We start from the raw sequence: 16,316 nt of genomic DNA on the forward strand, positions 1-16,316 counted from the left end.
TGTAGGCTGCAACTCTGGAATGCTCCAAGGGGTCGAAGGATTCCTGGGGGCCAACGAGAAAAACCCGGGGTAAACGCGCCATGACCCAATTCAGCGAGACCGATCTCACGGAAGCCGTCGTCAAGAGCTTCGATCAGACGCCGAACCCGCGCGCAAAATTCCTGCTCCAGGAATTGGTGAAGTCGCTGCACGATTACGTGAGCAAGACCGGCCTCACCTTCGAGGAGTGGGAATACGCCATCGACTTCCTGACCCGCACCGGGCAGAAGTGCACCGACACGCGGCAGGAGTTCATCCTGCTTTCGGACGTGCTCGGTGTCTCCATGCTGGTCGATGCCGTCAACCATCGGGACCGCGAGGGCGCGACACAGACCACCGTGCTCGGCCCGTTCTATGTCGGCGAGCACAAGGTGACCGCGCACGGCACGGACATCTCACCGAATAACCAGACCGGCGAGCGGATGTTCGTGCAGAGCCGCGTCACCGATCTCAAAGGCAAGCCGCTCGCGGGCGTGCCCGTCGACGTCTGGCACGCCGATGATGACGGCTCCTACGATTCCCAGAAGCCGAACTACGACGAGGTCGGCGCTTCCGCGCGGGCGCGTTTCATCACCGACGAGGACGGCCGCTTCTTCTTCCGCACCATCCTGCCGTGCAGCTATCCGATCCCGACCGACGGCCCTGTCGGCGAAATGATCGTGCAGACCAAGCGGCATCCGATGCGCCCGGCGCATGTGCACTTCCTGGTCAATGCGAAGGGCTACGAGCCGCTGATCACTCACGTCTTCATGGACGGCGACAAGTATCTGGATTCCGACGTCGTGTTCGGCGTCAAGGACGACCTCATCGCCAAAGTCGAGCCGCGCAACGACGCCGTGCTGCCCGACGGCACTAAGGCGAACGGGAAGTGGCACCTGATGAGTTACGAATTCCACCTCAAGCCGGGCGGTGGCATGGCGCCAAAGCCGCTGGGAACGAAGGCGACCGAGACAGCGTGACGATCGCGGAGCGCGCAGCTGCTCAGTTTCCGATATAGGCTGCCAGCTCCTCGGGCGTGCCCTTGGGAAAGGCTTCCTTCAGAAAGTCGAGGAAGGCGGAGACGCGTGCGCTCAACAAGCGCCGCGACGGATAGAGCGTCCACAGCGTGATCTCAGGTGCGTCGACATCGCCCCAATGGATCAACGTGCCGGCGGCTAGATCGTGACTGACGAGCGACAATGGAAGGCGTCCTGCGCCGACGCCCGCCCTGACCGCGTCGCGGACCATAACCAGTGAGGACAAGCGAAGCACAGGATCGACTGCAAAGCGCGATCGTCCTGCCGGCCTCGTCACCTCCCAGGCGAGGCTCTGGTCGCTCGCGCCACGGATGACGGCGGGCACAGCAGACTTGCCCGCCGGTCGTTTCAGACTGGGGCTGGCCACGACCACCAGCCGGTCGCGTAGGAAGATGCGACCAACGAGGCTCTCATCCGGATCGGGACTCACGCGAATGACGAGGTCATAACCTTCCTCGACCATGTCGACGGCCCGGTCTTCCGTCGTCACTTCAAGCCGGACGTCGGGGTATTTCAGGGCGAAGGCGGCAGCTAACTTCCCCATCGCGATCTGCGAGAACAACAACGGTGCGCTCACGCGCAACCTGCCGCGCGGCCTGTCTCCTCCGGAAGCGATCGCTGCTGCCGTTTCGTCGAGCTCGGTCAGCAAAGTCCCGGTGCGCTCGTAAAGCGCGCGTCCTTCCTGGGTGAGCTTCAGGACGCGCGCACCCCGCTCGAACAGGCGCAGATCGAGTGCCGCTTCCAGCTCCGCGACCCGGCGGGACAGGGTGGCTTTCGGACGTCCGGCAGCTCGCGCGGCGCGTCCGAACCCTCCATGGCGGGCGACAAGATTGAAATCAGCCAGGGCAAGCAGGTCCATATGTTCCACCAGTGAGACGGTCTGTCCAAATATACCGTCTATCGGTCCGAATGTGGATCACTAATTTCCGAGGTGTCTTCTGACACCAACCCGGAGTGATCCCATGACCATCCTCGTTACCGGTGCCACCGGCACCGTCGGCCGCCACGTCATCGAACAGCTCGTCAATCGCGGTGCCGACGTGCGTGCTCTCGTCCGCGATCCCGCGAAGGCGAAGTTCTCCGCAGGGGTCGCCGTCGTGCAGGGCGACCTGCTCGACGTCGACGCGCTGCGCGGCGCCTTCACTGGCGTCTCCACCCTGTTCCTGCTCAACGGAGTCGTCGCGGATGAATTCACCCAGGCGTTGGTCGCGCTCAATCTGGCGCGCGAGGCCGGCGTCGAGCGAGTCGTCTACCTGTCGGTGATCCATGGCGATCGCTACGTCAACGTGCCGCACTTTGCCGGCAAGTTCGGTGTCGAGCGCATGATCGAGCAGATGGGCTTCAACGCCACCATCCTGCGCCCGGCCTACTTCATGAACAACGATCTCACGATCAAGGACGTGGTGCTCGGTTATGGCGTCTACCCGATGCCGATCGGCAGCAAGGGCATCGCGATGATCGACGCACGCGACATCGGCGAGATCGCCGCAATCGAACTCATCCGTCGCGAGCAGGCTGCCACAGCGCTCCCGTTCACTCGCATCAACCTCGTCGGTCCCGATGAGCTGACCGGTGCGAAGGCCGCCGCCGTCTGGTCCGAGGTGCTGGGGCGCACGATCGCCTATCCCGGCGACGACACCGCCGGCTTCGAAAAGAATCTAAGGCAGTTCATGCCGAGCTGGATGGCCTTCGACATGCGGCTGATGAGCGAACGCTTTCTCACCGACGGCATGCTTCCCGAGCCGGGCGACGTCGAGCGCCTGACCACGCTGCTGGGCCGGCCTTTGCGCTCCTATCGCGACTTCGTCTCCGAAGTCGCGGCCTCGGCTTAACGCCCATTTTGCAATTCCGACAACAAAGGAGTCCTAAAATGATCTATTCGACCGCTACCGTTTTAGTGAATCCGGAAGGCGAAGCGCCTTTGACCCGCGCTCAGATCTGGCAAGGCCTGGTTCTAAAGGCCCGCGACGCCCGCCTGTTCCTTCCGCCCAAGCTCTGTACCCGCTGCGAGGTCGTGGAGGAAAGCGCGACGCACATCGTGCGTGAAGCCACGATCGCCGGCGACGATCTGCGCGAGATCATTAGCTTCGAGCCGGAGCACAAGGTGACCTTCTTCCAGGCCGCGGGTCCACGCGAAGGCGCGATCATCAACGAGCTCTTCGAAGACGAAACGGGGGCGCTGCAATTGCGTTTCTATTGCTACACCGGCCTGCGCGGCAAGACGCCGTTCGGGCCCGAAGAGCAGGCCGAGCAGGCCCAGTTCGACAGCGACCAGGGCTACAAGGCCGCTCTGCTGTCGACGCTGAAACGGACCCGCGAGCTGCTCGCGGAAGGCAAGCTCTGACCATCACAACGACCATCTACGGGCGGGGCCGCCTTTTCGGAGGCGGCCCCGCATTCGGAGTCCATGCGCGATCGCGCACTCCTCAGCGCGCGTGCAGCAGCGCCAGCAGCACCACGACCGCGCAGGCGAGTGCGGCGGATGTCAGCTTCCAGAACATCAACGGGCTGCGCTCCAGCAGCGGCGTGAACCGCGTATCGAGATAGGCCGGATTGGGTGTGCGGAGCTCGAAGACGAACTCCGAGAGATCCTCGTGCCGCTTGTACGGATCGGGATGCAGCGCGCGCTTCAACGCACCATCGACCCAGGCCGGCACGTTGCGGTCGTCGTCGGCCGGGCGATATTGAAGCTTCCGCACGTCCGCCTTGCGGCGGATTTTGGCGACCTGGGTGCCGTAGGGCAGCTTGCCCGTCAGCATCTGGTAGCAGATCACGGCCAGCGAAAACATGTCGGAGCGCGGCGATCCGCCCTGGCCGAGAAAATACTCCGGCGCGGTGTACTGGACCGTTCCCAGGATATCGTCAGCATCGTCCCCAGGCGCGGCCTCCGCGACGCCGGCGACCCTGACCGATCCGAAGTCGATGATCTTGGCGGTGCCGGTCTTGTCGATCAGGATGTTGTCGGGCCTGAGATCCTGATGCAGCATCTCCATGCGGTGAAAGGCGCGCAGGCCCGCGGCGATCTGCTCGATGATGCCGCGGACGGTTTCGAGATCGGGTCGCGGATTGTCGGTCATCCACTGCTTCAGTGTCTGCCCCTCGACATATTCAGTCGCAACGTAGAGGTAGCCGCGCCGCTTCGACTGTGACAGCGGCTTGAGGACGTGGGGACTGTCGATCCGGCGCGCGATCCACTCCTCCATCAGGAAGCGCTTGAGATAGGCGGCATTGTCGCGCAAATCGACCGACGGCAGCTTGAGCGCGACCGGCTCCTCGGTCTCCACATCGACGGCGAGATAGATGTGGCTGCGGCTGCTGCCGTGAATCTCGCGAACGATCCGGTAGCCGTCGAAGATCGCGCGCGGCTCGGGCAGCGGGGGCAGCGGCAATTGCGAGGTCTGACTGAAGATGCCGGCCGGCTCGCGCTGGGGCACCGCATCGATGCGCAGGATCTGGACGGTGATGTTGTCGTCGCTGCCGCGCCGGTAGGCTTCCTCGACGATCGCCTTCGCCGCGCCGTCGAGCTCGGCTGCATGCTCGTTCAGGGCGCTCGTGACGAAGCGCGCGTCCACGAATTCATAGGCGCCGTCGGTCGCCAGCAGGAAGGTGTCGCCGGCCTCTATCTCCAAAGCCTGGTAGTCGATCTCGAGCTGCGGATTGATGCCGAGCGCGCGGCCGAGATAGGTTTGCTCGGAGGAGACGATGATGCGGTGGTCGTCGGTCAGCTGCTCGAGCGCCTTGCCGGCGACGCGATAGATGCGGCAATCGCCGATATGGAAGATGTGCGCGGTAGTCGCCTTGATGACCACGGCGCTGAGCGTGCAGACATAGCCCTTGTCACGGTCATAGGCGTATTGGCTCTTGCGCGTCTGCGCGTGCAGCCAGGAATTGGTCGCGTCCAGCACGCGGCGGGCCGACGTCTTCACCGTCCAGGATTCCGACGTGCAGTAGTAATCCATCAGGAAGCTCTTGACCGCCGACTCGCTGGCGATCTGGCTCACTGCACTGGAGGAGATGCCGTCGGCGAGAACCGCGGCAATGCCCTTCAGACTGAGCAGCGGCTCCTCGGGAATGAGGACGCCGTGAAAGTCCTGGTTGATGGGCTTGCGCCCCTTGTCGGAATGCTGGCCGACCGAAATCGAGAGACCGGGGCTCATCGTCATCACCAGGAGAGAGGAGCCTCACCCTGGCTGGGCGAGGCTCCTCTGTCGAGACGTGTTTGATCAGGCCGCAACGCGGGGCTTGGCGACCTTGTCGATCTGGCGCTTCGGCTTGGTCATGACGTGCGTCGCGTAAAGGGTCATGCCGGTGAAGGCGAGGCCGCCGACGAGGTTGCCGAGCACGGTCGGGATCTCGTTCCAGATCAGATAGTCGAGGATCGAGAACTTCGCGCCGAGCAGCAGCCCGGACGGGAACAGGAACATGTTCACGACCGAATGCTCGAACACCATGTAGAAGAACACCAGGATCGGCATCCACATCGCAATGACCTTGCCCGGCACCGAGGTGGAGATCATGGCGCCGACCACGCCGGTCGAGACCATCCAGTTGCAGAGCATGCCGCGCATGAACAGCGTTGCCATGCCGGCCGCACCGTGCTCGGCGTAGCCGAGCGTGCGGCTTTCTCCGATGATTCCGATGGCGGTGCCAACCTTGTCGGGAGCCTGGGTGAAGCCGAACGTCGTGACGAAGGCCATCATGAAGGCGACGGTGAAGGCGCCGGCGAAATTGCCGACGAACACCAGGCCCCAGTTGCGCAGCACGCCGCCGAGCGTGACGCCGGGGCGCTTGTCGATCAGGGCGAGCGGCGAGAGCACGAACACGCCGGTCAGGAGATCGAAGCCCAGCAGGTACAGCATCACGAAGCCGACCGGAAACAGGAGCGCGCCGACCAGCGGCTGGCCGGTGTTGACGTTGATCGTCACGGCGAACCATGCCGCGAGCGTGAGGATGGCGCCGGCCATGTAGGCGCGGATGATGGTATCCCGGGTGGACATGAAGATCTTGGACTCGCCTGCATCCACCATCTTGGTGACGAATTCCGAAGGCGCGAGATACGACATCAATGGATCCTTTTGCTTCGAAGTGAGATCGACACACCCTCAAGGGAGAGCGCGGCTGAACGTCTTGGGCCGTGCGGGCCGGCCTGCCGGGCACGAGAGCTATGGAAAGTCTGGAAGCCTTGAAGATCGAAGCCTTGGGGATCGGGTCACGATGACCAAAAGGGCCGCGAAGCAGTTGAGCTTCCGGAATGCAGCCGCCAGAGGCTGCAACAATGCGGCAAGCCGCAGTCTTCGTTGACGCCAAGGGAAATGCAAGTTGCGTGCCGCCCGGCGGCTCTGGAAAAATGTAGGGATATCAACTCCATGCCGCCTTGGCTGAGCTGCCCGGGATGCAGCCTCGGGCCTTTTGCATGAGTTGTTGCACAAGCTTTGTGCGCCGCACAAGGATTGTGCAGGTCGCAAATTTCAGATGCGACACGCCCCTGCGACGGTCTGGCGCAGCCCTCGTAACAGGTTGATTTTTAGTCATTTTTCTCGGTGTCGGGCTTGGCACGAAGCTTGAATAGTTCCAGCCGACGCCATTGAAGCCGTCCCGCGAGACTTCTCATCCGACTTGCCGACGCCACCAGACGGGGGTCTCCCCCGTCGTGCGTTCGCATGCGCCAAGGACGGCGCCGCCGGACGGACGGGCTGCTCGTGTGCACTGACGCCAATCAATTCTGCAACGATGCAAAGGACGACACTGCCTATGACCAAGCGCACCCGCCGGCCCTCGGAATCGACTGGCCTGAGCCGCCGTCAATTGTTGAAAGCCACCGGTTCGACCGCCGCACTTCTCGCCGCAGCAAAACTGAATTTCCCAGCCGGCGCCTTCGCGCAGGACGCTGGCCCCGAGGTCAAGGGCGCCAAGCTCGGCTTCATCGCACTGAGTGACGCCGGCCCGCTCTTCGTCGCCAAGGACAAGGGCCTGTTCGCCAAATACGGCATGCCCGACACTGACGTGCAGAAGCAGGCCTCCTGGGGCACCACGCGCGACAACCTCGTGCTCGGCTCCGAAGGCAACGGCATCGACGGCGCGCACATCCTCACTCCGATGCCGTATCTGATCTCGGCCGGCAAGGTGACGCAGAACAACCAGCCGACGCCGATGTACATCCTGGCGCGGCTCAATCTCGACAGCCAGTGCATCTCCGTCGCCAACGAATATGCCGATCTCAAGCTCGGCGTCGACGCAGCGCCCTTCAAGGCGGCGCTGGACAAGAAGAAGGCGTCCGGCAAGGCCGTGAAGGCGGCGATGACCTTTCCCGGCGGCACGCATGACCTCTGGATCCGCTATTGGCTCGCGGCCGGCGGCATCGATCCCGACAAGGACATCGAGACCATCGTGGTGCCGCCGCCGCAAATGGTGGCCAACATGAAGGTCGGCACCATGGACTGCTTCTGTGTCGGCGAGCCCTGGAATCTGCAGCTGATCCATCAAAAGATCGGCTACACCGCTGTTAACACCGGCGAACTCTGGAACAAGCATCCGGAAAAATCATTCGGCATGCGCGCCGCCTTCGTCGACAAGTACCCCAAGGCGGCCAAGGCGCTGTTGATGGCGGTGATGGAGGCCCAGCAATGGGCCGACAAGGCCGAGAACAAGGCGGAGCTTGCCACCATCATGGGCAAGCGGCAGTGGATGAACTGCCCGGTCGAGGACGTGCTCGACCGCACCGCCGGCAAGTTCGACTACGGCATCCCCGGCAAGGTGGTCGAGAACTCGCCGCACATCATGAAGTATTGGCGCGACTTCGCCTCCTACCCCTTCCAGAGCCACGACCTCTGGTTCCTCACCGAGGACATTCGCTGGGGCAAATACGAGGCCGGCTTCGACAGCAAGGCGCTGATCGGCAAGGTCAATCGTGAGGACATGTGGCGCGATGCGGCCAAGACGCTTGGCGTCGCGGCTGCCGAGATCCCGACTTCGACCTCGCGTGGCAAGGAGATCTTCTTCGACGGCAAGGTGTTCGATCCCGAAAATCCGGCTGCCTATCTGAAATCGCTCGCGATCAAGCGCGTCGAAGTCTGATGGAGCCAGCGGCCGCCTCCGGGCGGCCGCATCGTCCTTTGCAGCCGGAGAGACATTGCGATGAACATGACTGCCGCCAAGATCGAGATTGAGACTACGACGCCCGCGGCCAGCGCCGCGCCGGTTGTCGCGCTAACGCCGAAGCGTCCGCCGCGCAGTGAAACCTACGCACGCATGGCGCGGGAGACGGCCGTGCGCGTTATCCCGCCGCTGGTCGTGATCGCGCTGCTGACGCTGGTGTGGGAGCTGGTCTGCCGCCGCGCCGGCTCGGCGTTGCCGCCGCCGTCGAAAGTTTTCAGCGACACCAAGGAACTGATCCTCGATCCGTTCTTCGACCATGGCGGCATCGACAAGGGCCTATTCTGGCATCTATCCGCCAGTCTCCAGCGCGTCGCTTTCGGCTATTCGCTCTCGGCGATCGCCGGCATCGCGCTCGGCGTGCTGGTCGGGCAGTCGGTCTGGGCAATGCGCGGGCTCGATCCGCTGTTCCAAGTGCTGCGCACGATTCCGCCGCTGGCCTGGCTGCCGCTGTCGCTTGCGGCCTTCCGCGATGGCCAGCCCTCGGCGATCTTCGTCATCTTCATCACCTCGATCTGGCCGATCATCATCAACACCGCCGTCGGCATCCGCAACATCCCGCAGGATTACCGCAACGTCGCCGCGGTGGTGCAGCTCAATCCGCTGGAGTTCTTCTCCAAGATCATGATCCCGGCCGCCGCGCCCTACATCTTCACCGGCCTGCGCATCGGCATCGGCCTGTCCTGGCTCGCGATCGTCGCAGCCGAGATGCTGATCGGCGGCGTCGGCATCGGTTTCTTCATCTGGGACGCCTGGAACTCCTCGCATATCAGCGAGATCATCCTGGCGCTGTTCTATGTCGGCATCGTCGGCTTCGTGCTGGACCGCCTGATCGCGGGCCTCGGCAAGTTCGTCACCCGCGGCACTGCGCAGAATTGAAGGAGAGGGGCACATGACCGCCTATCTGAAGCTCGACCATATCGACAAGGTCTTCACCCGCGGCGCCGCCACCACGGAGGTGCTCAAGGAGATCAATCTCACGATCGAGAAGGGCGAATACGTCTCGATCATCGGCCATTCCGGTTGCGGTAAGTCGACCCTGCTCAACATCATCGCAGGCCTGACCAACGCCACCACCGGCGGCGTCTTGCTGGAGAACCGCGAAGTGAACTCGCCGGGACCGGATCGTGCCGTGGTGTTCCAGAACCACAGCCTGTTGCCGTGGCTGACTGTCTACGAGAACGTTAAGCTCGGCGTCGACAAGGTCTTCGCCAGGACCAAATCCCGTGCCGAGCGCGATGCCTGGGTGATGCACAATCTCAACCTCGTGCAGATGGCCCATGCCAGGGACAAGCGTCCATCGGAGATTTCCGGCGGCATGAAGCAGCGCGTCGGCATCGCGCGGGCGCTGGCCATGGAGCCGAAGGTGCTGCTGCTCGACGAGCCGTTCGGCGCGCTGGACGCACTGACCCGCGCGCATCTGCAGGACTCCGTGATGGCGCTGCATCAGAAGCTCGGCAATACCATCCTGATGATCACCCATGACGTCGACGAGGCCGTGCTCCTCTCCGATCGCATCGTGATGATGACGAATGGGCCGAGCGCGCGCATCGGCGAGGTGTTGGACGTGCCGCTGGCGCGGCCGCGCAAGCGGCTCGAGCTTGCCACCAACACCACTTATCTGAAGTGCCGCCAGCGCGTGCTCGAATTCCTCTACGAACGTCACCGCTTCGTCGAGGCCGCGTAACGAAAGCGTTAACGCGCGTGCTCGCCCAAATAATCGACATACCGCTCAATCCTTGTGCGCCGCACAAGGATTGAGCGAATCGCAAATTTAGCGTGCGAAAAAGCCCTGCCAAAGATTCGGGCAAGACGAATAACGTTCTGAAATCCCTGCATTTCCAGCGTGCGCGCAACTGGCACGGAAATTGAAATGCCTTTGCGCGACGCCAACGACGACGTCCCTCAACATCATCAATCAGCATCGTGAACTCGCCACCGGGGTGAAGCCTCGGAGCGCGCCCCCATGCGGGGCTGAGCCTGCAACGACGCAGCGGTGAGCCTGGAAGGGATATTCAATGACGAAGAATCCAACTTGGATTTCGGACTGGCGCCCCGAGGACGAGGCGTTCTGGAATGCGACCGGCAAGACGATCGCGCGACGCAACCTGATCTGGTCGATCCTGGCCGAGCATATCGGCTTCTCGGTCTGGCTGATCTGGAGCATCGTCACCACCAAGCTGCCCCAGGCGGGCTTCCACTACACCACCGACCAGCTGTTCCAGCTCGTCGCGGTGCCGGGCCTGATCGGTGCCCTGATGCGCTTTCCCTACACCTTCGCGGTGACGACGTTCGGCGGCCGAAACTGGACCATCTTCAGCGCGGCGATCCTGTTCATTCCGACGCTGTCGCTGGCCTATTTCGTGAGCCAGCCCGACACGCCGTTCTGGCTGATGCTGCTGGTTGCCTCGACCGCCGGGCTCGGCGGCGGCAATTTCGCCTCCAGCATGACCAACATCTCCTTCTTCTTCCCCGACCGGATGAAGGGGTGGGCGCTCGGCCTCAACGCCGCCGGCGGCAATATCGGTGTCTCCAGCGTGCAGCTGTTGACCCCGATCCTGATGACGCTGGCCGTCTTCAACCTGTTCCAGGCGACGCCTGTCGACGGCATTTTCCTTCAGAATGCCGGCCTGATGTGGGTGCTGCCGATCGCGATCGCCGTGTTCGGCGCCGTGTTCTTCATGAACAACCTCACCACGGCGAAATCCTCGGTGAAGAACCAGCTCGCGATCGTCAAGCGCAAGCACACCTGGATCATGGCCTACCTCTATATCGGCACGTTCGGATCCTTCATCGGCTACTCCGCCGCGTTCCCGCTGCTGCTCAAGACGCAGTTCCCGAGTGTGACGATCTCGATCGCCTTCCTGGGACCGCTGGTCGGCTCGCTGTCGCGTCCGCTCGGCGGCTGGCTTGCCGACAAGATCGGCGGCTCGATCATCACCTTCTGGAATTTCATCGTGATGGCGGGCGCCACCGTCGGCGCGCTCTACTTCGTCGGGCAGAAGGATTTCATCGGCTTCTTGTCGATGTTCCTGATCCTGTTCGTGACGACGGGCATCGGCAACGGCTCGACCTACCGCATGATCCCCTCGATCTTCCGCGAGGAGAACCTGTTTAGGGTGCGCGGCAAGGGCGATGCGGCGCGCGCGCTGGCGCTGAAGACGGCGAGCATCGAGAGCGGCGCGGCAGTCGGCTTCATCGGCGCGATCGGGGCGGTCGGCGGCTATCTGATCCCGACCGGGTTCGGCAAGTCGATCGCCATGACAGGCGGACCGCAGCTCGCGCTCGCGATCTATCTCGGCTTCTACGCCTCCTGTCTCGCCCTGACCTGGTGGTTCTACCTGCGTCGCAGCCCGCAGGGCGAAGGCGCCTCCAGCCTTGCCGGGGCGCGAGTCTGACACTTGGCACGAATGTCGCTTCTCCCCGTACGCGGGGAGAAGTCCCTCTGATGACGTTTGACCCATGAACCTTGTCCGCAACGGCGCGGACGAAGGCAGACCGAAACAGACAGGAAACATCATGACTTCAGAACAGATCGCCCTCATCCAGCAGAGCTTCTCCAAGGTCGCGCCGATATCCGAGCAGGCCGCGATGCTGTTCTACGATCGCCTGTTCGAGGTGGCGCCGTCCGTGCGCGCGATGTTTCCCGAGGACATGACCGAGCAGCGCAAGAAGCTGATGGGCATGCTCGCCGCCGTGGTCGGCGGCCTGTCGAATCTGGACTCGATTCTTCCCGCGGCCTCTGCGCTCGCCAAGCGTCACGTCGCCTACGGCGCCACGGCCGAGCACTACCCCGTGGTCGGGGCGACCTTGCTGTGGACCCTGGAGAAGGGGCTTGGCGAGGCGTGGACGCCCGAACTGGCAAAGGCCTGGACCGACGCCTACGGCGTCCTGTCCGGCTACATGATGTCCGAGGCCTACGGCGCGCAGCCGCAGGCCGCTGAATAGGAGATGCCTCGTGAGTGAACCGCTCGTCATCGTCGGTAACGGTATGGCGGCCGCGCGCCTGGTCGACGAGCTCGCCAAGACGGCGCTCGGTCGCTACGCGGTCGCTGTCATCGGCGAAGAGCCGCGCCTCGCCTACAATCGCGTGCTGCTCTCCTCGGTGCTAGCTGGCGAGACCGGCTCGCACGAGATCGAGCTGCGGCCGGCCGATTGGTGGCGCCACCGCGGCGTCACGGTGCGCTATGGCTATCGCGTTACCGAGATCGACACCGGCCGCCGCGAGCTGAAGATCGAAGGCGAAGAGAGCATGGAATACTCCAAGCTCGTGCTCGCCACGGGATCGACGCCGCTGCGGCTCAACGTGCCGGGCGCCGATCTCGCCGGCGTTCACACCTTCCGCGACACCCGCGACGTCGACCTGCTCTTGACCCTGGCCGCGGCGAAGAAGCGCGTCGTCGTGGTCGGCGGCGGCCTGCTCGGACTTGAAGCAGCTTACGGTCTCGCCAAGGCCGGCGCGCCGGTGACGTTGCTGCATCTGATGGACCGGCTGATGGAGCGTCAGCTCGATGCGCCGGCCGCCGATCTGCTCAAGACGCTGGTCGAACGCAAGGGCATCCGTATCCTGCTCAACGCCTCGACCGCCCGCATCCACGGCGAGGGTCACGTCGAGGCGGTCGAGCTCGCCGACGGCAGCCGCATCGAGGCCGACGCCGTGATCTTCGCCGCCGGCATCAAGCCGAACGTGGCGCTGGCGAAAGATGCGGGGATCGCGGTCAACCGCGGCGTCGTCGTCAACGATGTGATGCAGACCTCCTCATCGGACATCTTCGCGCTCGGCGAATGCGCCGAGCATCACGGCACCTGCTATGGCCTGGTCGAGCCGGCCTATGAGCAGGCGCGCGTGCTGGCGCGGCATCTGGCCGGCCGGCCCGCGGCCTATCAGGGCAGCGTGGTCTCGACCAATCTCAAGGTCTCCGGCGTCAGCGTATTCTCGGCGGGCGACTTCATGGGCGGGGAGGGCAGCGAGAGCCTGGTGCTGTCAGACCGCAGGCGCGGCACCTACAAGAAGCTCGTCATCGCCGACGGCCGGCTCACCGGAGCGGTGCTGATCGGCGATACCGTCGATGCGCTCTGGTACCTCGAACTGATCCGCAACCGCGACAAGGTCGCGGCGATCCGCACCGACATGATGTTCGGCCGCGCGTTGGCGCGTCCTTCCAAAGCGGCTTGATAGAGGCGGCTTGAGACAAGGCAGCTAGATATGACGGCGATCGATCCCACCCTCCGCGCCACCAAGACGACCTGTCCCTATTGCGGCGTCGGCTGCGGCGTGCTGGCGACGCCTGACGGCACGGGCGGGGCGGCCATCGCCGGCGACCCTGATCATCCCGCCAATTTCGGCCGGCTGTGCTCCAAGGGCTCCGCGCTCGGCGAGACCGTCGGACTGGAAGGTCGTCTGCATTATCCGATGATCCGCTGCAAGGGCGTGCTGGAGCGCGTCGCCTGGAGCGACGCGCTCGACCACGTCGCGCACCGCATGCAGCATATCGTGGCGCGCGACGGCGCCGACGCCGTTGCGTTCTATCTCTCCGGTCAATTGCTGACCGAGGACTATTACATTGCCAACAAGCTGATGAAGGGCTTCGTCGGCACCGCCAATGTCGACACCAATTCGCGCCTCTGCATGTCGTCCTCGGTCGCCGGCCATCGTCGCGCCTTCGGCGCCGACACGGTACCCGGCTGCTATGAGGATCTCGACGAGGCCGACCTGCTGGTCTTCGTCGGCTCGAACGCAGCCTGGTGTCACCCGGTTCTGTTCCAGCGCATGCTGAAGAATCGTGGGGAGCGCGGCGCGCGAATGGTCGTGATCGATCCGCGCCGCACCGACACGGCCGATGAGGCCGATCTGTTCCTTGGGCTCAAGCCTGGCACCGACACCGCGTTGTTCTCCGGCCTGTTCGTCCATCTCGCCGACAATGGCGCGCTGGATCAGGACTACATCGCGAACAACACGTCTGGCTTCGACGACGCGCTGGTGCGCGCGCGCGGCATCGCCGGCAGCATCGGTGCGACCGCGCTGGCGACGGGCTTGTCCGAGCAGGACGTTGCGGCCTTCTTCAGGATGTTCCGCGACACGCCGCGGGTCGTCACGCTCTATTCGCAGGGCGTCAACCAATCCGCACAGGGCACCGACAAGGTCAATGCCATCCTGAATTGCCATCTCGCGACGGGGCGCATCGGCAAGCACGGCGCTTCGCCGTTCTCGCTGACCGGCCAGCCCAATGCGATGGGCGGCCGCGAGGTCGGCGGCCTCGCGAACATGCTCGCCGCCCATATGGGCTTCACGCCGCCCGACATCGATCGCGTCCGGCGCTTTTGGAAGGCGCCGCGCATTGCGACCCATGAAGGGTTGAAGGCGGTGCAATTGTTCGAGGCGATCAACCGCGGCGAGGTCAAAGCGCTCTGGGTGATGGGCACCAACCCGGCGGTGTCACTGCCCGATGCCGATTTCGTGCGCGAGGCGCTGAAGAAGCTCGAGCTGTTCGTTGTCTCGGAAAACGTGCTCTCCAACGACACGGTGGACGCGGGCCCGCATGTGCTGCTGCCGGCGCTGGCCTGGGGCGAAAAGTCGGGCACGGTGACCAATTCCGAACGCCGGATCTCGCGCCAGCGCTCTTTCCTGCCGGCGCCGGGCGAGGCGCGCCCTGACTGGTGGATCCTCAGCGAGACCGCCAAGCGCCTCGGCTTCGGCGACAGTTTTAACTACAAATCCGCCGCCGAGATATTCCGCGAGCATGCATCGCTCTCGGCCTTCGAGAACGATGGCAGCCGCGACTTCGACATTGGCGCTCTGACCTCGCTGTCCGACGAAGCTTTCGATGCCTTGAAGCCGGTGCAATGGCCGGCGCGCGAAGGCGGCGAGCCCGGCGCGCGCTTCTTCGCGCAAGGCGGTTTCTTCACCAATGACGGCAAGGGCCGATTCATTGCGCCGGAGGTGCCGGCCTTGCGCGGCGAGACCGGCGCCTCGCGTCCCCTCAGACTCAACACCGGGCGCATCCGCGACCAGTGGCACACCATGACGCGGACCGGCCTCAGCCAGCGGCTGGGCGCGCATTTGCCCGAGCCCTTCGTCGAGATCCATCCCGACGATGCCAGCAGATACGGCATCGTCCATGACGGCTATGCCCGCATCACCACCGACTACGGCCAGTGCATCCTGAAGGTTGTCGTCAGCGACCGCCAGCAGCGCGGCGCGCTGTTCGTTCCGATTCACTGGAGCGCGATGAACGCTTCGCATGGCCGCGTCGGGGCGCTGGTCCAGTCGTTCACCGATCCGTTCTCGGGCCAGCCTGAATCGAAGGCGACGCCGGCGGCGATCGCGCCTTACGAATACGTCTTTCGCGGTTTCGCACTCTCGCGCAAGCAGCTCGATCTGCCGCCAAACCTGTTGTGGACCCGCGTCACGGTCGCCGGCGGCTTCGGCTATCTGTTCGCCGACAACGCCGATCTGTCGCGCTGGCCGGCCTGGCTCGATGGTGTCACCGGCGAGGACGTCGCCGAATACCGCGATTTTGGCGGCGGCATCTACCGCGCGGCTTCGTTCGTCGGCGATCGCATCGAGGCCTGCCTGTTCGTCGGCCCCGGGCATGACGCCGGCGATTGGGAGGTGGTCAGGAGCGCCTTCGCGGCGGATCACGTCAGCGACGAGCAACGCCGCATGCTGCTGTCGGGCAAGTCGACTGAGGGTGTGGCCTCGACCGGGCCGATCGTCTGCGCCTGCTTCGGCGTCGGCCGCGGCACCATCTGCGACACCATCGCGAGCGGCGCGCGCTCGGCGACCGAGATCGGCGCCAAGCTCAAGGCCGGCACGAATTGCGGCTCCTGCATCCCCGAGCTGAAGCGGTTGATCGCGACGACGGAGGTGCCGGCGAAGCAGGCGAAGGTCGCGGGCGCGGTGGGGTAGGCGACGTTCGGTCCTCGCCACATCCTCCGCTGTCATCGCACGGCTTGACCGGGCGATCCAGTATTCCGAGACGTCTGTGGTTCACCGAGAAGCTGCGGCGTACTGGATTCCCCGCCTCCGCGGGGAATGACAGTGGGCAAGAGCCGTCCGTCGGCCCAATCGACGCGACCGCGATTGTGCCCTATGTTGTCGCGCTCTTC

13 protein-coding genes are annotated in these 16,316 nt (G+C 64.2%); 10 read left to right on the top strand and 3 right to left on the bottom strand.

All coding sequences use genetic code 11. The features are described 5' to 3' along the window. Nucleotides 1-80 precede the first annotated feature (80 nt). Complete coding sequence (locus BCCGELA001_RS12605; protein WP_008550475.1) at nucleotides 81-998, top strand: intradiol ring-cleavage dioxygenase; 918 nt, start codon at nucleotides 81-83, stop codon at nucleotides 996-998. 22 nt (nucleotides 999-1,020) lie between these two features. On the opposite strand, the gene BCCGELA001_RS12610 is transcribed toward BCCGELA001_RS12605, so the two are convergent. After that, the gene (locus tag BCCGELA001_RS12610; protein WP_008550473.1) at nucleotides 1,021-1,914 is read right to left on the bottom strand and encodes a LysR family transcriptional regulator; all 894 of its coding nucleotides are present in this window, start codon (nucleotides 1,912-1,914) and stop codon (nucleotides 1,021-1,023) included. A gap of 103 nt (nucleotides 1,915-2,017) precedes the next feature. Between BCCGELA001_RS12610 and BCCGELA001_RS12615 the strand changes: the two genes are divergently transcribed. After that, nucleotides 2,018-2,887, top strand: a complete 870-nt coding sequence (locus BCCGELA001_RS12615; RefSeq protein WP_060735429.1) for an SDR family oxidoreductase — start codon at nucleotides 2,018-2,020, stop codon at nucleotides 2,885-2,887. A gap of 38 nt (nucleotides 2,888-2,925) precedes the next feature. Beyond that, complete coding sequence (locus BCCGELA001_RS12620; RefSeq protein WP_008567098.1) at nucleotides 2,926-3,399, top strand: SRPBCC family protein; 474 nt, start codon at nucleotides 2,926-2,928, stop codon at nucleotides 3,397-3,399. A gap of 82 nt (nucleotides 3,400-3,481) precedes the next feature. On the opposite strand, the gene BCCGELA001_RS12625 is transcribed toward BCCGELA001_RS12620, so the two are convergent. Next, nucleotides 3,482-5,218 carry a bifunctional protein-serine/threonine kinase/phosphatase gene (locus tag BCCGELA001_RS12625; protein WP_060735430.1) on the bottom strand — a complete coding sequence of 579 codons (1,737 nt, stop codon included), beginning with the start codon at nucleotides 5,216-5,218 and terminating at the stop codon, nucleotides 3,482-3,484. A 60-nt stretch (nucleotides 5,219-5,278) separates the two neighbouring features. After that, nucleotides 5,279-6,118 carry a formate/nitrite transporter family protein gene (locus BCCGELA001_RS12630; RefSeq protein ID WP_008550465.1) on the bottom strand — a complete coding sequence of 280 codons (840 nt, stop codon included), beginning with the start codon at nucleotides 6,116-6,118 and terminating at the stop codon, nucleotides 5,279-5,281. 688 nt (nucleotides 6,119-6,806) lie between these two features. Between BCCGELA001_RS12630 and BCCGELA001_RS12635 the strand changes: the two genes are divergently transcribed. From BCCGELA001_RS12635 to BCCGELA001_RS12665, 7 genes are all read left to right on the top strand, one after another. Continuing rightward, nucleotides 6,807-8,129 (top strand): CmpA/NrtA family ABC transporter substrate-binding protein, encoded by a 1,323-nt coding sequence (locus BCCGELA001_RS12635; RefSeq protein ID WP_008550464.1) that lies wholly within the window; start codon nucleotides 6,807-6,809, stop codon nucleotides 8,127-8,129. A gap of 60 nt (nucleotides 8,130-8,189) precedes the next feature. Further along, nucleotides 8,190-9,086 carry a nitrate ABC transporter permease gene (ntrB, locus tag BCCGELA001_RS12640; RefSeq protein WP_060735431.1) on the top strand — a complete coding sequence of 299 codons (897 nt, stop codon included), beginning with the start codon at nucleotides 8,190-8,192 and terminating at the stop codon, nucleotides 9,084-9,086. A gap of 13 nt (nucleotides 9,087-9,099) precedes the next feature. Further along, the gene (locus tag BCCGELA001_RS12645) at nucleotides 9,100-9,894 is read left to right on the top strand and encodes an ABC transporter ATP-binding protein (protein ID WP_060735432.1); all 795 of its coding nucleotides are present in this window, start codon (nucleotides 9,100-9,102) and stop codon (nucleotides 9,892-9,894) included. Between the two features lie 331 nt (nucleotides 9,895-10,225). After that, entirely contained in the window at nucleotides 10,226-11,605 is a 1,380-nt protein-coding gene (locus tag BCCGELA001_RS12650) for an MFS transporter (protein ID WP_060735433.1), read from the top strand. A gap of 121 nt (nucleotides 11,606-11,726) precedes the next feature. Then, the gene (locus BCCGELA001_RS12655; RefSeq protein WP_060737634.1) at nucleotides 11,727-12,155 is read left to right on the top strand and encodes a globin family protein; all 429 of its coding nucleotides are present in this window, start codon (nucleotides 11,727-11,729) and stop codon (nucleotides 12,153-12,155) included. Nucleotides 12,156-12,165: 10 nt separating this feature from the next. Next, a complete protein-coding gene (locus BCCGELA001_RS12660; RefSeq protein WP_060735434.1) occupies nucleotides 12,166-13,383 on the top strand; it encodes an NAD(P)/FAD-dependent oxidoreductase in 1,218 nt (405 codons plus the stop codon). 30 nt (nucleotides 13,384-13,413) lie between these two features. Continuing rightward, entirely contained in the window at nucleotides 13,414-16,116 is a 2,703-nt protein-coding gene (locus BCCGELA001_RS12665; RefSeq protein WP_060735435.1) for a nitrate reductase, read from the top strand. Nucleotides 16,117-16,316 lie beyond the last annotated feature (200 nt).

The organism is Bradyrhizobium sp. CCGE-LA001, assembly GCF_000296215.2.
In the GTDB taxonomy this organism is placed as follows: Bacteria; Pseudomonadota; Alphaproteobacteria; order Rhizobiales; family Xanthobacteraceae; genus Bradyrhizobium.